The following is a 21,701-nucleotide window of genomic DNA, read 5'->3' on the forward strand; positions in this document are numbered from 1 at the left end:
TCGGGCAAGGCATTATGTCAGATAACGACAGAATTCATATTCGCGGTGCACGTACACATAATCTTAAAAACATAGATCTGGACATTCCCCGCCATCAACTGGTAGTCATCACCGGCCTGTCTGGCAGTGGTAAATCTTCTCTGGCTTTTGACACCTTATATGCAGAAGGTCAACGGCGTTATGTCGAAAGCCTGTCGGCTTATGCACGCCAGTTTCTGCAAATGATGGAAAAGCCGGATGTTGATTTAATTGAGGGTCTGTCCCCAGCCATTTCCATTGAACAGAAAGCCACCAGTCACAACCCCCGTTCCACTGTAGGCACGGTTACTGAAATTCACGATTACCTCCGTTTATTGTATGCACGGGTTGGTACGCCGTATTGTCCCGAACACAATCTGCCACTTTCAAGTCAAACTGTTTCACAGATGGTAGACCATATTCTGGCTCTGCCAGAAGATAGCCGCGTAATGATTCTGGCACCCGCGGTACGCGGGCGCAAAGGTGAATTCATAGACTACTTTGCCGATTTACAGGTACAGGGTTTTGCACGGGTACGGGTTGATGGTGAAGTGTATGCGATTGAAGAAGTGCCCAAGCTACAGAAAAATATTAAACACGATATTGACGTAGTCATCGACCGAGTAAAAGTACGCACCGATATCAAACAGCGTCTGGCTGAAAGTTTTGAAACCGCACTGCGTCTTGGCAATGAACGTGCCCTTGCCATAGAAATGGACAGTGACCAAGAACACTGGTTTTCTGCCCGCTTTGCCTGCCCTGTATGCTCATACAGCCTACAGGAACTGGAACCAAGGCTGTTCAGCTTCAACAATCCTGTCGGTGCCTGCCCCAGCTGTGACGGACTGGGCAGCATGGATTATTTTGACCCTGAACGCGTAGTTATGCATCCGGACTTGTCTTTGGCCGCGGGTGCTATCAAAGGCTGGGATAAACGCAATACTTTTTATTTCCAGATGATTCAGTCACTAGCTCATCATTTTGATTTTGACGTTGATACTCCATTTAATCAACTGAAAGAAAAAATCCAGAACATCGTTCTGTATGGTTCCGGCAAGGAGCAGATTGAATTTACTTACCTTTCAGAACGGGGTACTAAATTCACCCGTAGCCATCCGTTTGAAGGTATTCTGCCCAATCTGGAGCGGCGCTATCGGGAAACCGATTCCGCCACTGTGCGCGAAGAGTTAGCCCAATACCAAAGCCATCGTGCCTGCCCGGCCTGTGGGGGTGCGCGTCTGCGTACTGAAGCACGTTACGTTTATGTAGGCGGTAAGCCATTACAGGATGTAAATGCTTGGCCGCTCACAATCACACTGGATTTTTTCCAGAATCTGAATCTGGATGGTAACAAAAAACAAATTGCCGAAAAAATTCTTAAGGAAATCAATGAACGGCTTGGTTTTCTGATTAATGTTGGCCTCAATTATCTGAGCCTAGCACGTAGTGCAGAAACATTATCTGGCGGTGAAGCACAGCGTATCCGTCTGGCCAGCCAGATTGGTTCCGGCTTGACCGGTGTGATGTACGTACTGGACGAACCCTCTATCGGTCTGCACCAGCGTGATAACGACCGCCTGCTAGATACCCTGAAGCACCTGCGCGATTTGGGTAACAGCGTAATTGTGGTCGAACATGATGAAGATGCCATCCGTGCGGCTGATTTTGTTGTCGACATGGGCCCCGGTGCCGGTGAACACGGTGGCCACGTGATTATTGCCGCCTCACCAAAACAGGTTGCCAGCTGCAAAGAATCGATTACTGGCCAGTATCTTAGTGGCAAAAAATCCATCAGCATACCGGCACAACGCACTCCTGTAGACAAAAAACGCTTATTAATATTAAGCGGAGCCAGCGGCAACAATCTCAAAAACGTGACTTTGACATTACCGCTTGGGTTGATTACCTGTATTACCGGTGTCTCTGGTAGCGGTAAATCCACCCTGATTAATGATACTCTGGCGAAAATTACGGCACGAGAACTAAACCGTGCCAGTGAAGAGCCTGCGCCATATGAAAATATTCAGGGATTGGAACAACTGGACAAAGTAATCAATGTCGACCAATCGCCCATTGGTCGTACCCCGCGTTCCAATCCAGCCACCTATACCGGTCTGTTCACCCCAATCCGTGAACTGTTTGCCGGCGTACCGCTGTCACGCGAGCGTGGTTACAGCGTTGGGCGGTTTTCCTTTAATGTAAAAGGCGGACGCTGTGAAGCCTGTCAGGGCGATGGCGTGATTAAGGTAGAAATGCATTTTCTGCCCGATATCTATGTTCCCTGCGAAGTTTGTCATGGCAAACGTTATAACCGCGAAACACTGGAAATCCAATACAAGGGCAAAAACATCAGCGAAATTCTGGAAATGACCGTTGAAGATGCCTGTACTTTCTTTGATGCCGTACCTACAGTAAAACGCAAACTGCAAACACTACTGGACGTAGGGCTGGGCTATGTGCGTCTGGGGCAGTCGGCTACCACCTTGTCTGGTGGCGAAGCTCAGCGTGTCAAACTGGCACTGGAGCTGTCCAAGCGTGATACCGGCCGCACGCTGTACATACTGGATGAACCCACCACAGGTCTGCACTTTGCCGATATTGCCCTGTTACTTGATGTTATTCAGCGCCTGAAAGGCAAAGGCAATAGCATCGTTATTATCGAACACAATCTGGACGTAATCAAAACAGCTGACTATATCGTTGACCTTGGTCCGGAAGGTGGTGATGGTGGCGGTACCATTATTGCAGAAGGGACACCAGAAGAAGTTGCCGCCAATCGTAAAAGCTATACCGGTAAATACCTTAAGCCAATGCTGGGCAAATAACCTTTCAGCCTGTTTGCCCAATATAGCTAGACCATTTTGGTTACAGGTGACTACTTTACTGATTAACCAAGCTATACTCATATGTAAAAAATACAAGCAACATGCATTTTGTGTTAATGTTAAACAGTATGTTTTATCGTTTATCTTAATCAAGGTTAAATATGAAAAAATTGTTATTTGCATTACTGTCTGTGGCTGCAATCGGTACAGTACTCACTGCATGCAGCCAGAAAAATGAAGCTGCATCGTCAGCCAATACCAGCAGCGCATCAGCTGCTACCAGCGAAACCGTACTTAAAGTGGCAGCCTCACCAGTACCTCATGCTGAAATTCTTCAGGTAGCCAAACCATTGCTGCAAAAAGAAGGTATCGATTTACAGATTGTACAAATGACAGATTACGTGCGTCCGAATATCGCTTTGGCTGAAAAAGATGTTGATGCTAACTTTACCCAGCACAAACCCTATCTAGACGATTTCGTGCAAAAACATAAAATGCAGTTAACACCTGTTGTTAACATCCATGTAGAACCAATGGGTGTTTACTCTAAAAAGGTTAAATCACTCAACGAAACTCCTGACGGCGGTCTGGTAACCATTCCCAATGATGCCTCTAATGGCGGTCGTGCCTTGTTATTACTGCAAAAAGCTGGCTTAATCAAACTTAAAGCTGATGCAGGTATCAGTGCTACTGTACGCGATATTGTAGACAACCCGAAACACCTGAAAATTACCCCAATGGACGCACCGCAGTTACCACGTACTTTGAATGATGCCACCTTAGCCGTAATTAATACCAATTTTGCCATGGAAGCCAAACTGGTACCGACTAAAGATGCTTTGTTCATTGAAGAAAAAGATTCTCCATACGCAAACATGCTGGTTGTCCGCACCGGTGATGAAAACCGCGCAGCAATTCAAAAACTGAAACAGGCCATGACCTCGCCTGAAGTGAAAAAATTTATTGAAGAAAAATATCAGGGTGCAATTATTCCCGCATTCTGATTAACCATGCATTACTAATCAATATAAATAACCCTTATGCAGAAGGCCTAAGGGTTATATTTTTACATCTGGAAAGAACATCGGTAATTCATTACAAATCGCGCGGGCTAACCGCCTGCCACTGTCCCAAAGGCAGGTGCAGAGAAAAAACATTTAACCGCCCGATACCAACCCGTACCAGACGCAAACATGGCCAGCCTACTCTGGCACACATGCGCCGCACCTGCCGATTTTTACCTTCACTGATACGAATTTGCAGCCAGAAATCTGCTACCGTCTTGCGTTCACGGATTGGCGGCACCCGTGGCCACAGGCGGGCACTATCAGCCGTACTCACCACACTCACCTGTGCCGGAGCTGTCACAAAATCTCCCAAGTCCACGCCCTGTCCCAGTTGCTGCAAGCGTTCCGCATCGGGCTTACCCTCTACCTGTGCCCAGTAAGTTTTCACCAGCTTATATTTTGGATGGGCAATTTTTGCCTGCAAACGTCCGTTTGCAGTCAACAATAATAACCCCTCACTATCCGTATCCAACCGGCCAGCAGGATAAATATCCGGTAAAGGCACATATTGCTTTAAGGTAGGATATTTTTCATGGGCACTAAACTGACAAATCACCCCATATGGCTTATTCAGTACAATCAATTCCGGCACGGACATTATTTATCCAATCAACAAATCAGGCTGCCAAAAATACTTTTGACAGCCTGTTAAACAACAATACAGAGACTTAACTCAGCAATAAAGCATCGTCAGTTACTTTTTCACCCTGAGTATGCTCAAACATTTTTAACAAATCAGTGACACTCATACCGGCACGCTTATCGCCGGCAACATCCAACACCACCTGCCCCTGATGCAGCATAACAGTGCGCGAGCCATGATCCAGAGCCTGCTGCATCGAATGGGTTACCATCATCGCAGTCAGATTGTTTTCGCGCACAATACGGTCAGTCAGTTCGAGCACAAAAGCGGCTGTTTTCGGGTCCAGAGCAGCAGTATGTTCGTCCAGCAACAAAATTTTGGAATCCTGCAATGAAGCCATTAGCAGGCTAACCGCCTGCCGCTGGCCACCGGAAAGCAGGCCAATCCGGTCGCTTAGACGATTTTCCAGTCCCAGATTGAGCATGGCCAGTTTTTCCCGAAACAATTCACGATACTGGCGCTTAATTGCAGCACGTAAACCACGTCCGTTTCCGCGCCTGAGTGCTAAAGCCATATTTTCTTCTATGGTCAGTGCTTCACAGGTACCGGCCAGCGGATCCTGAAACACCCGAGCCACCAACGGTGCACGTTTATAGGCCGGCTCATTGGTCACATCTTTATTATTAATGGTAATAGTGCCAGAATCCACCAGAATATCACCACTGATAGCATTAAGGAAAGTAGACTTGCCAGCACCATTACTGCCGATAACCGTAACAAACTCGCCTTCAGCAATACTCAAACTCATGCCACGCAAAGCAGGATTTTCAATAGGCGTTCCTGCATTGAATGTCAGGCGTAAATCATCTGCGCGCATCATGCTTTTAATTTCCTTTTAAAATAACTTTTGATTGCTGGCAAACGCAAGGCCAGTACCACCAGAATGGCCGTTACCAGATTCAAGTCCTGCGGGCCAAAACCGATATGTTGCAGCGTATCACTGCCTAATGCCAGCGCAATAAACGCACGATACAGCACTGCGCCCACAATCACTGCCAGCGTAATCACCAAAAAACGCTTACCTGGAATTAGCGTTTCACCGATAATTACCGCCGCCAGACCAACAACAATCGTGCCGATACCAATGGAAATATCAGCGCCGCCCTGCGTCTGCACAAATAGAGCACCGGCCAGAGCAATAAATGCATTGGACATTGCCATGCCCAGCAACAAAATGCGCGATGTATTTACCCCCTGTGCACGTGCCATTCGTGCATTTACCCCCGTGGCACGCATCGACAGACCTATTTCAGTGGCAAAAAACCAGTCCAGAAACAATTTGGCAACCAAAACAAAACCGAATATCACCAGTGGCTGTACCCAATACTGATTACTGATATCAGCATTGTAAAACGGTGTGAACACACTGGGCTGATCCAGTAAAGGCAGATTAGGTGCTCCCATAATACGCAGATTCACCGAATACAAAGCCACCATAACCAGAATGCTGGCTAAAAGCTGCATGATTTTCAGAGAAACATGCAGCCATGCTGTCACCAAACCTGCACAGGCACCGGCTGCACCACCAAGTGCCGTCGCCAGCCACGGATTAACACCATGAGTCACGCACACGGCAAACACAGCGCCACCTAGCGGAAAGCTGCCATCAGCAGTCAAATCGGGAAAATCCAGAATTCGAAATGAAATCAGCACACCCAGAGCAACAAGGGCATATATCAGCCCGCTTTCTAAAGCACCAAATAAAGCTATAGAAGACATATTATCCAATTAATAAATTGTAGTTAAAAATAAAAACAACATCGGCAAAGCCAGAATCAGCCTGCCGATGTCACGGTATTCAGCACGAAGACCGGTTATTCTAATCGATTACTTTAGCCTGTTTAAGTAGCTCTGGCGGTAAGGTAATACCCTGTTCCGCGGCATTGGATTTACTTACCATCAAATCCAGCTGTTCGGCAGACACCCGCTGCGGCGCAATACTGCCAGCCTGTTCACCCTTAAGAATCCGACCCACAATCTTTCCCGTAGTCACACCAAGCTCATGATAATTAACGCCCAGTGCCACAGCAGCACCACGTTTCACCGAACCAGTATCGGAAGCAACCAGCGGCATTTTCATATTTTTGGCAACCTTGTACATGGATTCATAGGCAGAAACCACATTATTATCCAGTGAGGTATAAATCAGGTTTGCCTTACCTTGCAGGCTTTTTGTGGCCATAGGCACATCAGTAGTGCGTTGTGCCGGAGCCGCCGCAACCGTAATACCGTCTTTGGCCAGTAAAGTTTGCAATTGTCCCAGTACCACAGTGGAATTCACTTCACCCGGACTATACACATAGCCAACAGTTTTCAGATTAGGTACCACCTGTTTCATCAAATCAATCTGCGGCTGCAACGGCAGTTCATCAGACACACCAGTTACATTGGTTTTACTCGGTTCCCAGTTTGCCACCAGTTTGGCTGCTACCGGATCGGTTATCGCAGCAAATACCACCGGTATCTTGCGTGTTGCCGCCACCACAGACTGCGCACTTGGTGTACCAATAGCCACAATCACATCCGGATTACTACCAGCAAATTTTTTGGCAATCTGGCTGGCTGTAGCCGTATTACCCTGTGCACTCTGAAAATCAATCCGCAGATTCTTGCCCTGTTCATAGCCTTCGGCACGCAGTTCATCTATCACACCCTGACGCACAGCATCCAGTGCCGGATGCTCTACAATCGCAGTGATGGCTACTTTCTTCATACTATTATCACTGGCCTTGCCGCCCTGTTCAGACGGCGAACAGGCTGTAAGCAAACAGGCAGCAGCCAAACCCAGAATCAGTAATTTTTTTTTCGATCCGAGCATATTGGGTTCCTTAGCACAAGGTTATTCAGAAGCAATTGAGTAATAAAATTGCTTACAAGCAGATGATGGCGCAAATTATACAAAAAATCCAGCCTGAATGCGTAATCAAAATTACTTAAACAAACTGCTTCATACCGAAATAAAAATTCCATATTTTATTTTTATAAGCAATAAAATGCCAAATAATAGCTTAAATCACAAAAATAATGCCCATAACCAGTAAATCTTGCCATATCTGACTTTTCTTTCCAAAGTAAATTTGCCTAATTTCAACCAGCCGGCTATACCGGCCGGAAACCACATAGCCAAGTTTTCCAGAACAGCCGCTGCTGACGCGGACGCGGCACAATTAATTGATACTGTAAAACATTTGCCAGCCCATCTTGCTCAATTTCCTCAAGCAGCGCAGAAGAAATTGCCAGCATCGCCAGACTGCTACGCTGCCGATATTTGTCTGCCTGCGGTAACAAAGCCACAATAGACTTAAACTGTCTTTTCAATTCAACCAGCCATGTACTTAATAAAGACATAAATTCTGCACTACCATGTGCATTCAATATCTGATGAGCTGGTACATTAAATTGCTGCAACATCGCTACTGGAATATAAAGCCGCCCCTGCCGCGCATCAGCACCAATTTGTGAAAACAGCTTTACAGATTGGCATAATTCACCAGCTTTTTCGGCAAATTCCAAAGTTTGTTGCTCAGTAAATCCCAAAACCCTGCTACCCAAACGCCCTTGTACCATCCCAGCCTGACATGCATATTGGCGTAACTGCTTCATATCCTGAAATCTGGCCTGAGTCAGCTCCGTACAATGCGCCTTAATCAGCGCCTGCAACTCAGACTGCGGCAAAGCATATTCTGCAATTAGCGGTTGCAGAGCCTGCATCAGCGGATGTTCCTGCACTGCTTTGTCTGCATAAAGCTGACTTATCTGCTGTTGCCACCAGTTAAGAGTGGTCAGCGCTACATTGGCTTCCGAACAATCCTGTACTACCTCCCGCAACTCCTGTTGCAGAGCATACAACACCACCAGCGCCTGACGCTGTGCACGGGAAAGAAAAGGAAAACGAAAAGCCATAGCATTTCTGCTATGGCAGATTTTCTGATAACAATATTCAAGTGGCTGCACAGCAATAGATTAATTTTGACTTAAATAACTATTGTAACCTGTTCCAGCTGTTTATCCAGCAATATATGCATACAAAAATTTAATTTTTTAGCGTGTCTTTTTTTACCTCACCCGAACGCAAAATAAAATTCAGCCTGCCTTCCCAGAATTCAATCAGAAATAAATCATCTTTAGACAAGTGCTGCTGCATTTTCTGCTCCAGCCATTTTTCATCTTTGTTTATGCGCTGTAATTCAGTTGTACGAACTTCACCATCCTTGAATAAAATCAATGAAGGATACTTGCCTTTGTCAGTCAATACAGTTAATGAACCACTGGGCTCTATCTGTGCGTAACTAACTTCCTGAAAAGAAGTAACTCCCTGTGCATGCAACAGCGAAGCCACATTCAAAATATCAATTTTATTTTTTTTACGCAGAATATTATCCATCAAAAAGCGCCCGTCTTTCATAATCGGAATCGGTTCACCAATGGCAAACATTCTGAAAAAACTCACATGCTTACAGATCCAATTTAAGAGTGAAATCAGACCAACACCAATCAACAGCACAATAATATACTGATGAATCGGGATATCCTCATTATAGATAACGCCACCTATAATTCCACCAAGTACAAAATTACCAATAAAGTCAACTGGCGTCATCTGATTCAGCTGGGTTTTACCGGTAAAATTCAAATGCAATATCACAATTAAAAAGCCTACAAGAAACTTGGCCAGCACCCATAAATAGTATTCCATAAGAATTCCTAACTTTGTTTCAAAGTCAAACTCCCGGCCAACAACTATCGGCTCAGGCTCCTTCCCCTCATACAAGCATAATTCCCAACTGTACTGATTGCTGTGTAAACATAAAAATTTCAAACATCAACCTAACCCAATAGTATTTCAAGCATTTGATAAAAATAAACTTTTTACCAAAAATTTCTAAAATTACATAAAGACATGCACTTAAACCAAATCAAACATTTAATTGCAATCTGATAAATTAATTTTCCTTATCAACATAAAAAGTAAATAAAAGTTATAGACAACGCTTTACCATATAAATAAAATTACATACTAGGTATAACCAGATTGATACACCGATTTCCGCTATAATTAAATTCTTTACATATTGAATTAAACATCTATGTCAAATCAGCGTCTCATCATCGGTTTTCATGCAGTTAACGCCCGTTTATGGCAAAACCCCGCCAGCATTATTGAGCTTTATGTACTTGAGGGTAAACACGATGCCCGTATGCGGGATGTACTAAGCAAAGCTGAAACAGAAAATGTACGTGTCATCAGTGCGGATCAGGCACGCCTCGATACTCTGAGCAAACATGCACGCCATCAGGGCGTAGTGGGCTTCATCGATGCATCAAGACAGCACGTAGACATAGAGGATGTACTCGAAAACCTGAATGAACCACCATTACTGCTAATTCTTGATGGCATTACTGACCCGCATAATCTGGGTGCCTGCCTGCGCGTAGCAGATGTCATGGGCGTACATGCCGTTATCGCCCCTAAAGACAAAAGTGCTGGACTCAATGCCACCGTAAGTAAAGTGGCCTGTGGTGCAGCCGAAACCGTGCCCTATATCACCGTTACCAATCTGGCGCGCACCATCCGTGAGCTGAAACAGCGCGGTATCTGGATTATTGGCACCGATATGGAAGGCAGCGAGGATTTATACCACTTTACTGCCCCTGAAGCCGTAGCTTGGATAATGGGTGCCGAAGGCAGCGGTATGCGCCGTTTGACACGTGACCTGTGTGACACATTGGTATCCATTCCCATGTTTGGAACTGTTGAAAGCCTGAATGTTTCCGTAAGTACCGGAATTGTGCTGAGCGAAACCCGCCGGCAGCGAATACTGGCCAACAACGGTAAAAACTGAAATAAATACTTATTACTGATAAGTACTAGACGATTAGAAAATTAAGGAGATACAGATGATTTGGTGCATTGTCGCCCTGCTACTGTTTGTGTTGGAAATGTTCAGCGGTACATTTTATCTACTGGTAATCAGCGCCTCATTACTGAGCGCCGGTCTGACAGAGTGGCTACTGCAAACCAGCAACAATACCAATGCATTAATTGCCACAGTTTTTTCCATTATAGGTATCACCCTTGTACGTTTGTGGCAAAAAAAACATCCACGGGAAAACAGAGCTAAAGCAAGTGATGACCCGGATTACGGTCAGACTGTGGTGCTCACCCAGCCGCTTACCGATGGCTTATGGCAGGTACACTACCGTGGCACCACATGGCAGGCGCGTTTTACCCAGCCCACCACCGCAAAGGCCGGTGACAGCGCCCAAATCATCAGTCACAACGGCAATATTTTAAATCTCACTTCGCAAATCTCCACTACTTCTCAGGAATAACCATGATTCTGACCTTTCTTTTTTTAGCAGCTATCGTTGTCTTTATCTGCATGGCATTTAAAGTTGTGCCACAACAGGAAGTCTACATTGTCGAACGCTTAGGCCGCTATCATGCCACCATGGTAGCCGGTTTGAACTTTATCATTCCAATTATCGACCGGGTAGCCTACAAACATACCTTAAAAGAAATTCCGCTGGATGTACCCAGCCAGGTATGTATCACCCGTGATAATACCCAGCTTACCGTGGATGGCATTATTTATTTTCAGGTAACTGATCCCAAACTTGCTTCCTATGGTTCCAGCAACTTCGTCGTAGCCATTACCCAGCTGGCACAAACTACCCTGCGCTCAGTAATTGGCCGCATGGAACTGGACAAAACCTTTGAAGAACGTGATGACATTAACCACACAGTGGTTGCTTCACTGGATGAAGCAGCCGTTTCATGGGGTGTAAAAGTTCTGCGCTATGAAATCAAAGATTTAGTACCACCACAAGAAATTTTACGTTCGATGCAGGCACAGATTACTGCCGAACGGGAAAAACGCGCACGTATTGCCCAGTCTGAAGGGATTAAACAGGAGCAGATTAATCTGGCAGCTGGTCAGCGCGAAGCCGAAATTCAGAAATCTCAGGGTGAAGCACAGGCCTCCATCAATGAATCTCAGGGTGCCAAAGTTGCCCAAATCAATCGCGCTGAAGGTGAAGCAGAAGCCCTTCGTCTGGTGGCTCAAGCCACTGCCGAAGCAATCCGTGAGGTTGCCGCTGCGGTTAAAGAACCTGGCGGTACAGAAGCAGTTAATTTGAAAGTGGCTGAACAGTATGTTGATGCCTTTGCCAAACTGGCAAAAACCAATAATACCCTGATTATGCCAGCCAACGTAGCTGATATCGGCAGCTTGGTTAGTGCCGGTATGAGCATTATCAAAGGCCAGAACAGCACTGCAGCTAAATAAACAATTGTTCGTGACTAAAAAGCAGGCTACCGGTTAACTCAAACCGGTAGCCTGAATATTTTCAGCAGCATTAAATTAACACCGCTTATTCTGTTAGAGTAAGCAATATAATACTGGTTATCCTGATTTGTCTGTATATCCAGTACAGATACTATAATTCTTCAGTTAACGGCCACAGCCATGCCCAGACATTGCGGCCTTCGCTGCGCAATACCATAAAAGTACGACATGCAGCCGCCGTAGTCATACTTTCAACACCTATACCTTTCGCTGCCAGTTGCGCCGTCAGACGCGGGTGAATAAACACATGTTTACTACCAGTGCCAATCAGAATGACTTCCGGCTGCGCTTGCATAGCTTGGGCAAAATCTTCGATAGTTAATGCTTCAGCACCATCTTTATCCAATGACAATACTTCAGTTGTAGTAATACACACAGGCCTAGTGTATTGCTGGCCATTTACCGTAATTCCACCATTATCAAACTCTTCAATCCATAAGCCCTGTTTATCACGGATTTCATCAATCTGCATCAAATACTCCTTATGCTTAACCACATAATCTAATATAGCAGTAGTAGTCAAAAAAGCTGTTTTCCGCTAGCATAGTAGATTAACGTAAAATTGCAAGTATTAAGCAGTCATACAATTAAATTCGTCTAATTTAAGGAGTAAAAATGCAGTCTCTACGCATTGGTTTGCTGGGTGTTGGCACAGTTGGTGGCGGCACCGTCAAGTTGTTACAGAATAATGCAGATGAAATCACCCGCAGGCTCGGGCGTGAGCTGATTATTACCCGAGCAGCCAGCCGTAATATAGAACGCGCCCGCGAAATATGTGGACATCACACCCTCATCAGTAATGATGTATTCGATGTAGTCAATGCTCCAGATGTTGACGTTGTAGTAGAACTGATTGGGGGTACAACGATTGCCAAGGATGCTGTGGTACAGGCAATTAAAAATGGCAAGCACATCGTTACCGCTAATAAAAAACTACTGGCCGAATACGGTAACGAAATTTTCCAGCAGGCATCAAAGCACAATGTAATGGTAATGTATGAGGCAGCAGTTGCTGGCGGTATTCCCATTATCAAAGCACTGCGCGAGGGGCTGGCCGCCAACCACATCGAATCTATTGCCGGTATTATCAATGGCACCAGCAACTTCATTCTGAGTGAAATGCGTGCCAATGGCAGCACCTTTGCAGAAGCATTGGAGCAGGCTCAGGCATTGGGCTATGCAGAAGCAGACCCCACCTTTGATATCGAGGGTCATGATGCCGGCCATAAATTAAGCATTATCTCTGCGCTGGCGTTTGGTACACCGATTAACTTTAGCCAGTGTTATCTGGAAGGCATCAGCCATCTGGAAAGTCTGGATATCTGCTATGCAGAAGAATTAGGCTATCGCATCAAATTACTCGGCATCACCCGTAAAACCTCAGAAGGCATTGAGCTGCGTGTACATCCTACCCTGATACCGGAAAGCCGCCTACTGGCCAAAGTAGAAGGCGTGATGAACGCAGTATCAGTTCAGGCTGATATGATTGGCCAGACGCTTTACTATGGTGCCGGTGCCGGTGCCGGCCCTACCGCCAGTGCAGTCATGGCTGATATTATCGATGTTACCCGTTTACAGAATGCAGAAGCCAGCTACCGTGTTCCTTATCTGGCCTTTCAGTCTAACTCACTGCAAAACATTTCTATCCTGCCAATGGATGAAATTATCAGCAGCTATTATCTACGCGTATCCGCCTGCGATGAACCTGGGGTATTAGGTGAGATTGCCAATATTCTGGCCGCAGAAAACATTTCCATCGAGGCATTGATTCAAAAAGGCATTCTCAACAAAGAATCCGCCGAAATTGTTATTCTCACCCACTCTACCAAAGAGCGCTTTATCAAACAGTCTATGGCTCGTATTCAGGCATTACCACGGGTGCTGTCACCAGTAACCATGATTCGAATGGAAAGTTTATATCCACGCTAATCTCTTGTTGCAAAAACGATGATTCTTAGATACGGGCAATATTGCCCGTATCTAATTGCGTTTTAATATACGCCGATAAACTCCGCTTAAAATAATATAATTAGTCAGCAATCTCAGATAGTATAAGTATACTTAAATCCTAAACTGATAATCTAATCAACTTATATAGTTTAAATGATTGAAGAAAACACCAAAAATACAGTGTTCAACATCACCCATTTAGAGCTTGGCGAACAATTAATCATAACTATTTATTTAAATTAATTACTCAACCTGATTTCCAAAAACACAGTATAAAAACACAATAAATTAATAAAATCTTCAAGCCCGCACCAAACAGGCTGCACAATCGTTTATTCCGACTGAAAATTTATAAAAACTCCTTCTCTATCACATACATGAAGTTAAACAAGCTGCAAAACAATCAAATCCCTAATAAAAAAAATATAATCTATTTATATAAAATATATTACATAGATATATTTTATATAATATAATGCCATAAGTATAAATATATTCAACCCAATATGGCACGCTTATTTCATCATCATCCAGATAAGCATCAACCACATTCAGCTCAGCATAACATCCAAGGATATAGCCTGACCCAGCTATTAATTGCACTTGCAGTTATCCTAATACTCACCGCCATCGCTTACCCCTATTACCACCAGCAGGTACAACAGGCAAGACTGCATCAGGCACAGGCTGCCTTGCTTACCAACAGCCAATATCTGGCCAAACACTACCAGCAGCACATCAGTTACAAGAAAAACAAAAATAGCTGGCCACACTTACCCATCAGCCAGAATCAGTATTTTTGTTTCCGCATTCAGGGTAATCCACGCTATACCCGTGAAGAACATTACACGCTTAAAGCAGTAGCACTAGACACCAAAGCCGAACCTCGTATACTCAAGCTCAATCAGGATGGCAGAGTATTTGTCTGCCAAAGCAGTACCAGCCGTTGTGATGAAGAAGAGCATTTTTTCAGCGGCCATAGTCAAACCGACCAGAACTGCCAAATCTTTAATCACTAGCCAATTCAGGACCACAACAACATTCTAATAATGAAACTGTTACAATACGCGCTCTTTCCATAACACATATCCGAACTTAGTCTGGTTAAATCATGAGTATTCTGTCACTGGATAACGCTTGCTTTGCAGTTGGCCACCATCCCTTACTGGATCAAGCATCCCTGCAAATGGACGCAGGGGAAAAAATCGGCTTTATTGGTCGTAATGGTGCAGGTAAATCCACACTACTGAAAATTCTTGCCGGCGTACAAAAGCTGGATGATGGTCTATTAACCATTCAGAACAATCAAAATGTAGTATATGTGCCGCAGGAGTCCTTTTTCGACCCACAGGCTACTATTTTTGACACCATAGCCCAAGGGTTGGGTGAACTGCAAAGCCTGCTGCGCGAGTATCATGAAATCAGCCAGAATGTGAGTGATGAAGCCAGCCTGAACCGTTTAACAGAACTACAGAATGAGCTGGAAAGCCGCAATGGCTGGCAATTTGATGCCCTGATAGCACAGACCCTGAGCGAATTAAAACTACCGGAAAATGAATTTATCGGTAATCTCAGCGGCGGCCAGAAAAAACGAGTTGCTCTGGCACAGGCATGGGTACAGAAACCCGATATCCTGTTACTGGATGAGCCCACCAATCATCTGGATATCGAAGCCATTGAGTGGATGGAAAACCTGCTGAGCAATTTCGCTGGTAGCTTGATTGTTGTTACACACGACCGTCGTTTTCTGGACCGCGTAGCCACGCGTATTGTTGAATTAGACCGCGGACACTTGCGCAGTTATCCGGGCAGTTTCAGTGCCTACAGCGAGAAAAAGGCACAAGAACTGGCAGTAGAAGCCGAGCACAATCGCCTGTTTGATAAATTCCATGCTCAGGAAGAAGCATGGATTCGCAAAGGCATTGAAGCACGCCGTACCCGCAATCAGGGGCGAGTAAAACGGCTGGAACAATTGCGGCGCGAGCGCGCAGCGCGACGCGAAGTTCAGGGGCAAGTTAGCTTTAACCTGAATCGCGGCGAATCCAGCGGTAAAATCATAGCCGAAATCGAACATGCAAGCTTCGCCTATGGTGAACATATCATCATGCGCGACTTCTCCAGCATTATTCAGCGTGGCGATAAGATTGGCCTTATCGGGCCAAACGGGGTTGGTAAAACCACATTTCTAAAATTGATTTTAGGAGAGCTGCAACCCACTTTAGGCAAAATTCGTCAGGGTTCACGCCAGGAAGTAGCCTATTTTGACCAATTTCGCAGTGCACTGAATGAAAACGATACTGTTTTCGATACTATCGGACAGGGTAACGACTATGTAGAAATTGGTGGCCAGCGCAAACATGTTATCGGTTACCTCGAAGAATTCCTGTTCTCTCCGGCCCGAGTACGCAGCGAAGTCAAATCACTTTCGGGAGGTGAACGCAATCGGCTATTACTGGCCAAACTGTTTACCCGTCCGGCCAATATTCTGGTACTTGATGAACCCACCAACGATCTGGATATCGATACTCAGGAATTACTGGAAGAATTATTGCGCGATTACAACGGTACGGTATTTTTGGTCAGCCACGACCGTACTTTTCTGGATAATGTCGTTACCCAATCTATTGTATTCAATGGCAATGGCCAGTTAAAAGAATACATCGGAGGCTATCAGGATTACATCGATGCCAGAAAACGCGAACAAAGCTTGCAGACACCGACACCAATAGTAAGCAAAGACACCAGCAGCAGTGACAAAACCCGCACCAAAAACCGGCGCAGCGATAAACTTTCCTATAATGAACAGCGCGAACTAGCCAGTTTACCGGATGAGCTTGCTGCACTGGAAGCTGAGCAAACTGAGTTGAATGAAAAACTTTCCGATCCAGAAATTTTCAAAAATGACTACAAACTGGCAGCCGAATGGCAAGCGCGCATTGCTGAAATTGAAGAATTATTGCTAGAAAAACTCGAGCGCTGGGAAAGCCTTGAAGCAAAACAAAAGCTCCAGAACTGATGCTCCTAAGCAAACAGCTAGTGAATTAATTACACTAGCTGTTTTGCAAAACCGGATTTATCTTTTATGGTGGCGTCCGCCAGCACCAGCACGCCGCATACAAGTATCATAACGACGAGTAACATTAGTCGCATACCAGTTAGTATTGTAATCCCTACTTAATTTCGGCCCACTAATTACCACCTGCGGCATAATCGCATATGGTGGATTTTTACCAAACTGGCGTTTATACAAATTAATCACATTTTGATACGTAGTTGTATTTTCAAATTCCACCTGCTTTTCCTGCAACAAATCCGCCCGAATCTCTTCTGATTTCATCGCCATACCATGATCAGCAAACAACTGATTAAGTGCTGTTTCAGTCTGACTAGGCATAGACTGAGCATTATCATCCTTATCATACAGCAGCAAATCTCCATCCAGAGACATATCCAGATTCAGTAGCTTATTAATACTCTGCTGAAAAGCAGCATTGCGGCTCGAATACATACCTGAATTATAATCCGCAAAACGATATTGGGTATTATCATAGTTAGCAGGATATTTCATCAGCCGGTGAATACCATAATATAAACCACCCTCACGAGTATACATATAATCTCGCAACTCATTTACAGGCGCATGGTCGCGCTGATGCTGACGCGCATATTTTACCGATACCTGCATCGAACCAATAGTAGTAATCGGATTATTTTCTTCCCCCAAATCCTTGCCCATAAATTTGGCCGCGGCATTGGCTATAGAGTCGGCATAAAACTGCTTGGCAACATAAGCAAAAATCTGCCGATAAATCAAATCCAATTGCTGTTCAGTTTTCACGGCACGCATCTGCACCAGAAAACTGTTTTCCTTGCTCGGCTCATTAAGCAATACATAGGTAAAATAACGAGAAACTGCTGGCCCTAATGCCGGACCAAACTGTTTAATAAATTTTTGTGGTACTTCAGTCTGAAACGCTTTAATTGCCTTATTACCCAAATCAGGAACAGCTGGATTGGCAACAAAATTGGACTCCTGGTCCACCACAGCAATCACACTACACACATTTTCCCGTGTCTTACTGATTTTCAGCTCATCCATAATCCGGCTGATATCTGTCGCCCATGCATCACGTTGTGCTACTCTTGCCGGTATTAGCTGGCTTATTTGCGCAGACTGGGACAATATTTTACTATTGTCACCCTGCGAATCTTCATCATTACCAGACCAGCTTCCATGTTCCTTACAGGCAACTAAAGCCCACAATAATAATCCTGCCAATGTTATCCGACCAGCTGCTTTCAATAAAAATTTAGCGTTCATACCATATACATTCATTCAAGCAAATCAGTTCATCAGCATACCCAACACAGCTTATTTTCTAACACCCTTGCAGCGACAACGCCAGAACCATACCCAGACCCACAGCAATACAGCGCTAAAAAATAATGCACTCCATATCGGCAAAGGTACCCACAGAATACGTTGAACTTCACCGCAATTGCCTGAGCCACGAATAATCGGTTCATACCAGTCAAACAATGGCGCATTACGATAAAGAAATGTCAATGGTGCGCCGCAGGAGGGCTGCTCAACTAAGGGCAGGTGCTGAATATATATCTGGTATATCGCCACATACAGCCCTACAACTGGCGCCACACTCATCACAACAGCATTAATCACACGCTCTAAACAACTACGATTGGGGCAGCAGGCACACAAAAGAGCCAGTAATGTTGTCGCAATCACTGCAATACGTTGTTTAATACACATCACACAGGGATTCATGTCCAGAACATATTGGCCGATAAATGATCCGGCTGTACAGAGCACACCCAGAAAAAATACACACCATAATGCCTTACGAAAGCTCATTTTCAATCCTTTCAAGCTGGCTGCAACCAAAAGCACACTGACCACTTACCGGCTGGCTACAACAAAACAAGCCATGCCACTCATAGCTTATACCCCGGCAACCGTCATATTATCAATCAGAATAGAACCCACCTTATGTGTACTGCGTCTTAATGCATCGTCTGCCGCACCAACCATGGCCATAAACATATCCTGCAAACGCGAAGCAATCGTAATACCTTCTACCGGATAGGCAATTACCCCGTTTTCCACCCAGAAACCAGCCGCACCACGTGAATAATCACCAGTAATTCCATTCACGCCCTGCCCCATCAGTTCTGTAACCAGCAAACCAGTGCCCATCGTCTTCAACAGCTCAGCCTGAGTAGCATGTGTATGATTCAGATATAAATTGTGCACCCCACCGGCATTGCCGGTTGTCGTCATGCCTAACTTGCGCGCACTGTAACTGCTTAAAAAATAGCCAGCCACATGGCCACCATCAATAACCGTACGTTCACGGGTAGCCACACCTTCAGCATCAAAATAAGTACTGGCCAGTGCCTTTTTCACATGCGGCTTTTCAGTCAGAGATACCCATGGTGCCAGAATTTGCCTGCCCAGACTATCTACCAGAAAACTGGTTTGCCGATACAGCGCACCACCACTAAGCGCACCCACCAGATGGCCAATCAAACTTCCAGCTACCGTAGTATCGAAAACCACCGGATATTTACCAGTAGCAACAGACTGGCCATTCAGGCGCCGTACCGTACGTGCAGCAGCAGTCTGGCCAATCGTTTCAGCTGTAGCCAAATCGCGCGCATCACGTGCCAGATCATACCAGTAATCACGCTGCATACCGGAAGCATCAGCAGCCACCACACTACAGGAAATACTGTGCCGACTGCCACGCTGATAAGCACAAAAATCATTACTGTTGGCATATACATACTGATAATGGTCAGTCTGCACCTCAGCACCTTCCGAATTACTGATACGCTCATCCGTATCCAGTGCAGCCCGTTCTGTACGTTTACCAATTGCAATTGCTTCATCCGCAGATAAAGACCAGGGGAAAAACACTTCTGTATCACCCAGCTCTGTTGCCAGTAATGCAGCATCGGCCAAACCGGCACAATCATCCTGAGCAGTATAGCGGGCAATATTCAATGCCGCCGTTACCACCTCCTCGATTGCCCTGTCATTAAAATCAGCAGTACTGGCACGCCCTTTGGCCTGCCCCAGATAAACCGTAATATCCAGAGACTTATCCTGCTGATATTCAATATGTTCAACATCCTGCTGGCGCACTTGAACATTCTGTCCAACAGATTCACTGATATCAATTTCAGCCGCACTTGCCCCCTGTTGTCTGGCTTTCTGCAATGCCTGCTGGCTCAACTGTTGTAACTGTTCGGCGCTGTGATGAAACATAATTAACCTCTTGCAAAGAAGCCTGCATTCTAGCATGCTGCTTTAAGCACTGGCAGCAATGAAACATACATGCCAACTGAAATAATACGGATTTTTTGCTAAAATAGACACTTGAAATTCAGATTACATGTGACACCTAAATATATGAACAGCAACCCTGATAGCCAAACCATTGCAGAAAAAGAATGGGTAAGCAAAACCCAGATGAAAAAGCAAATGAACGATTTGCAACAACTGGGCATGGAACTAACCAAACTTTCTGCTGATACCTTAAAGAAAATGAATCTGCCCGAAGATTTATTACAAGCAGTACTAAGCTATCAAAAAATCAGCTCCAACAGCGCCCTAAAACGGCAGGCACAATTTATTGGCCGCCTGATGCGTGAAACCGACACCGCACCAATCAGCGATTATCTGGCACGCCTCAAAGGTGAAAACAACGCACATAACGCCTATCTGCAAAGGTTGGAAAATCTGCGCCAGCGTCTGATTGCCGATGATAGCAGCCTTACTGAAGTCATCAGCCAGCACCCACATATCGACATCAATAATCTGCGCACTCTGATTCGCAATGCCCGCAAAGAACAGATTGCCGGTAAACCGCCAAAAGCATTCAGAGCAATTTTCCAATTACTGAAAACCGAAATCAGCGAAGATACCTCTTCCTGAAACAACAAAACATATCCCTGAAATTAACGGCTATTTCCCTGCCTGATTAAGTCAATTTCAGCACCCGAATCTGGATAAACACCATGAGCGATATCTTAAATAAAATCATTGCCACCAAAAAAAACGAAATGGTTGCAGCCAAAACTGCTGAATCACTGGCCGAAGTTCGAGCACGGGCTTACGATCAGGCACCGACGCGCTCTTTTCTTGATGCCATCCATACCAAACATCATCAGGGTAAAGCCGCCATTATTGCCGAAGCCAAAAAAGCCAGCCCATCCAAAGGGCTGATTCGCTCCGACTTCTCACCAGCAGACATCGCTCAAGCCTACCAGCAAGGTGGTGCCGCCTGCATGTCTGTCCTTACCGATACCAGCTATTTTCAGGGCAGCCTCGCCTACCTGAATACAGCCCGTAACGCCTGTAATCTGCCCGTATTACGTAAAGATTTCATCATCGACATCTATCAGATTTATCAGTCCCGGGCGCACAACGCCGATGCGATACTGCTTATCGCAGCCGCACTAAGTCATACCCAGCTAAATGAATATGAAGCAATTGCCCACGAACTGGGCATGACCGTACTGCTTGAGATTCACGATGAAGATGAACTGGAAAAATGCATCAATATGCGCACTCCGCTATGGGGTATAAACAACCGCAATCTGCGTACATTCGAAGTGGATTTACAGCAAACCATCAAACTTCTACCGGCACTAACCGGCAAAACCATCGTTACCGAAAGCGGCATTTTTACCACAGACGACATTCATATGATGCAACAACATCAGGTTAACACCTTTCTCATCGGTGAAAGCCTGATGCGCAAACAGAACATTGCTGATGAATTGAGTATACTGGTCAATGCCTGAAGCATTTATACACCCTATC

Annotated in this window: 20 protein-coding genes; 10 read left to right on the forward strand and 10 right to left on the reverse strand. The window is 45.2% G+C overall.

Annotation, left to right across the window (positions count from 1 at the left end; translation table 11 throughout):
• The first annotated feature begins 14 nt into the window (after positions 1–14).
• Together uvrA and GYX26_RS06725 are read left to right on the forward strand one after the other, a co-directional pair.
• Positions 15–2,843, forward strand: coding sequence for an excinuclease ABC subunit UvrA (gene uvrA / locus GYX26_RS06720; protein WP_174828617.1), 2,829 nt, complete (start codon positions 15–17; stop codon positions 2,841–2,843).
• Positions 2,844–3,004: 161 nt separating this feature from the next.
• Positions 3,005–3,847 (forward strand): MetQ/NlpA family ABC transporter substrate-binding protein, encoded by an 843-nt coding sequence (locus tag GYX26_RS06725; protein ID WP_100089953.1) that lies wholly within the window; start codon positions 3,005–3,007, stop codon positions 3,845–3,847.
• A 91-nt stretch (positions 3,848–3,938) separates the two neighbouring features.
• On the opposite strand, the gene GYX26_RS06730 is transcribed toward GYX26_RS06725, so the two are convergent.
• The 6 genes from GYX26_RS06730 to GYX26_RS06755 form a co-directional block, all read right to left on the reverse strand.
• Complete coding sequence (locus tag GYX26_RS06730) at positions 3,939–4,508, reverse strand: pseudouridine synthase (protein ID WP_174828618.1); 570 nt, start codon at positions 4,506–4,508, stop codon at positions 3,939–3,941.
• A 70-nt stretch (positions 4,509–4,578) separates the two neighbouring features.
• Positions 4,579–5,373 (reverse strand): ABC transporter ATP-binding protein, encoded by a 795-nt coding sequence (locus GYX26_RS06735; RefSeq protein ID WP_174828619.1) that lies wholly within the window; start codon positions 5,371–5,373, stop codon positions 4,579–4,581.
• Positions 5,370–6,272 carry an ABC transporter permease gene (locus tag GYX26_RS06740; protein ID WP_100089956.1) on the reverse strand — a complete coding sequence of 301 codons (903 nt, stop codon included), beginning with the start codon at positions 6,270–6,272 and terminating at the stop codon, positions 5,370–5,372. Before GYX26_RS06740 ends, GYX26_RS06735 begins: the two co-directional genes overlap by 4 nt.
• Positions 6,273–6,372: 100 nt before the next feature.
• On the reverse strand, positions 6,373–7,371 hold the full coding sequence (locus GYX26_RS06745) for an ABC transporter substrate-binding protein (RefSeq protein WP_100089957.1): 999 nt from the start codon (positions 7,369–7,371) through the stop codon (positions 6,373–6,375).
• 281 nt (positions 7,372–7,652) lie between these two features.
• On the reverse strand, positions 7,653–8,456 hold the full coding sequence (locus GYX26_RS06750; protein WP_174828620.1) for a squalene/phytoene synthase family protein: 804 nt from the start codon (positions 8,454–8,456) through the stop codon (positions 7,653–7,655).
• A 130-nt stretch (positions 8,457–8,586) separates the two neighbouring features.
• Complete coding sequence (locus tag GYX26_RS06755) at positions 8,587–9,249, reverse strand: DUF421 domain-containing protein (protein WP_174828621.1); 663 nt, start codon at positions 9,247–9,249, stop codon at positions 8,587–8,589.
• A gap of 391 nt (positions 9,250–9,640) precedes the next feature.
• On the opposite strand from GYX26_RS06755, the gene rlmB reads away from it, so the two are divergent.
• Genes rlmB through GYX26_RS06770 form a run of 3 tightly spaced genes read left to right on the forward strand, consistent with a single transcriptional unit; the run spans position 9,641 to position 11,842 of the window.
• Positions 9,641–10,396, forward strand: a complete 756-nt coding sequence (gene rlmB, locus GYX26_RS06760) for a 23S rRNA (guanosine(2251)-2'-O)-methyltransferase RlmB (protein WP_100113128.1) — start codon at positions 9,641–9,643, stop codon at positions 10,394–10,396.
• A 55-nt stretch (positions 10,397–10,451) separates the two neighbouring features.
• Positions 10,452–10,886, forward strand: a complete 435-nt coding sequence (locus GYX26_RS06765) for an NfeD family protein (RefSeq protein ID WP_174828622.1) — start codon at positions 10,452–10,454, stop codon at positions 10,884–10,886.
• Between the two features lie 2 nt (positions 10,887–10,888).
• Positions 10,889–11,842: an SPFH domain-containing protein gene (locus GYX26_RS06770; protein ID WP_100089962.1), complete on the forward strand. Its 954-nt coding sequence runs from the start codon at positions 10,889–10,891 to the stop codon at positions 11,840–11,842.
• 151 nt (positions 11,843–11,993) lie between these two features.
• Here GYX26_RS06770 and GYX26_RS06775 read toward each other — a convergent pair whose 3' ends face one another.
• Positions 11,994–12,374 (reverse strand): Mth938-like domain-containing protein, encoded by a 381-nt coding sequence (locus GYX26_RS06775; RefSeq protein WP_100089963.1) that lies wholly within the window; start codon positions 12,372–12,374, stop codon positions 11,994–11,996.
• 143 nt (positions 12,375–12,517) lie between these two features.
• On the opposite strand from GYX26_RS06775, the gene GYX26_RS06780 reads away from it, so the two are divergent.
• The 3 genes from GYX26_RS06780 to GYX26_RS06790 all read left to right on the forward strand — a co-directional run bounded on the left by GYX26_RS06780 (position 12,518) and on the right by GYX26_RS06790 (position 16,868).
• Complete coding sequence (locus GYX26_RS06780) at positions 12,518–13,831, forward strand: homoserine dehydrogenase (RefSeq protein WP_174828623.1); 1,314 nt, start codon at positions 12,518–12,520, stop codon at positions 13,829–13,831.
• 527 nt (positions 13,832–14,358) lie between these two features.
• On the forward strand, positions 14,359–14,871 hold the full coding sequence (locus tag GYX26_RS06785) for a type IV pilin protein (protein ID WP_174828624.1): 513 nt from the start codon (positions 14,359–14,361) through the stop codon (positions 14,869–14,871).
• A gap of 92 nt (positions 14,872–14,963) precedes the next feature.
• Complete coding sequence (locus tag GYX26_RS06790) at positions 14,964–16,868, forward strand: ATP-binding cassette domain-containing protein (protein WP_174828625.1); 1,905 nt, start codon at positions 14,964–14,966, stop codon at positions 16,866–16,868.
• A gap of 57 nt (positions 16,869–16,925) precedes the next feature.
• Here GYX26_RS06790 and GYX26_RS06795 read toward each other — a convergent pair whose 3' ends face one another.
• From GYX26_RS06795 to pmbA, 3 genes are all read right to left on the reverse strand, one after another.
• A complete protein-coding gene (locus GYX26_RS06795; RefSeq protein ID WP_202984292.1) occupies positions 16,926–18,173 on the reverse strand; it encodes a DUF1615 domain-containing protein in 1,248 nt (415 codons plus the stop codon).
• A gap of 51 nt (positions 18,174–18,224) precedes the next feature.
• The gene (locus tag GYX26_RS06800; RefSeq protein ID WP_174828627.1) at positions 18,225–18,725 is read right to left on the reverse strand and encodes a disulfide bond formation protein B; all 501 of its coding nucleotides are present in this window, start codon (positions 18,723–18,725) and stop codon (positions 18,225–18,227) included.
• An 87-nt stretch (positions 18,726–18,812) separates the two neighbouring features.
• Positions 18,813–20,144: a metalloprotease PmbA gene (gene pmbA, locus GYX26_RS06805; RefSeq protein WP_174828642.1), complete on the reverse strand. Its 1,332-nt coding sequence runs from the start codon at positions 20,142–20,144 to the stop codon at positions 18,813–18,815.
• 141 nt (positions 20,145–20,285) lie between these two features.
• On the opposite strand from pmbA, the gene yjgA reads away from it, so the two are divergent.
• Together yjgA and trpC are read left to right on the forward strand one after the other, a co-directional pair.
• A complete protein-coding gene (gene yjgA / locus GYX26_RS06810; protein WP_174828628.1) occupies positions 20,286–20,810 on the forward strand; it encodes a ribosome biogenesis factor YjgA in 525 nt (174 codons plus the stop codon).
• Positions 20,811–20,893: 83 nt separating this feature from the next.
• Positions 20,894–21,682 (forward strand): indole-3-glycerol phosphate synthase TrpC, encoded by a 789-nt coding sequence (gene trpC, locus GYX26_RS06815; RefSeq protein ID WP_174828629.1) that lies wholly within the window; start codon positions 20,894–20,896, stop codon positions 21,680–21,682.
• The last annotated feature ends 19 nt before the right edge of the window (positions 21,683–21,701 follow it).

Source organism: Snodgrassella sp. ESL0253, from assembly GCF_013344965.1.
Lineage (GTDB): Bacteria > Pseudomonadota > Gammaproteobacteria > Burkholderiales > Neisseriaceae > Snodgrassella > Snodgrassella alvi_B.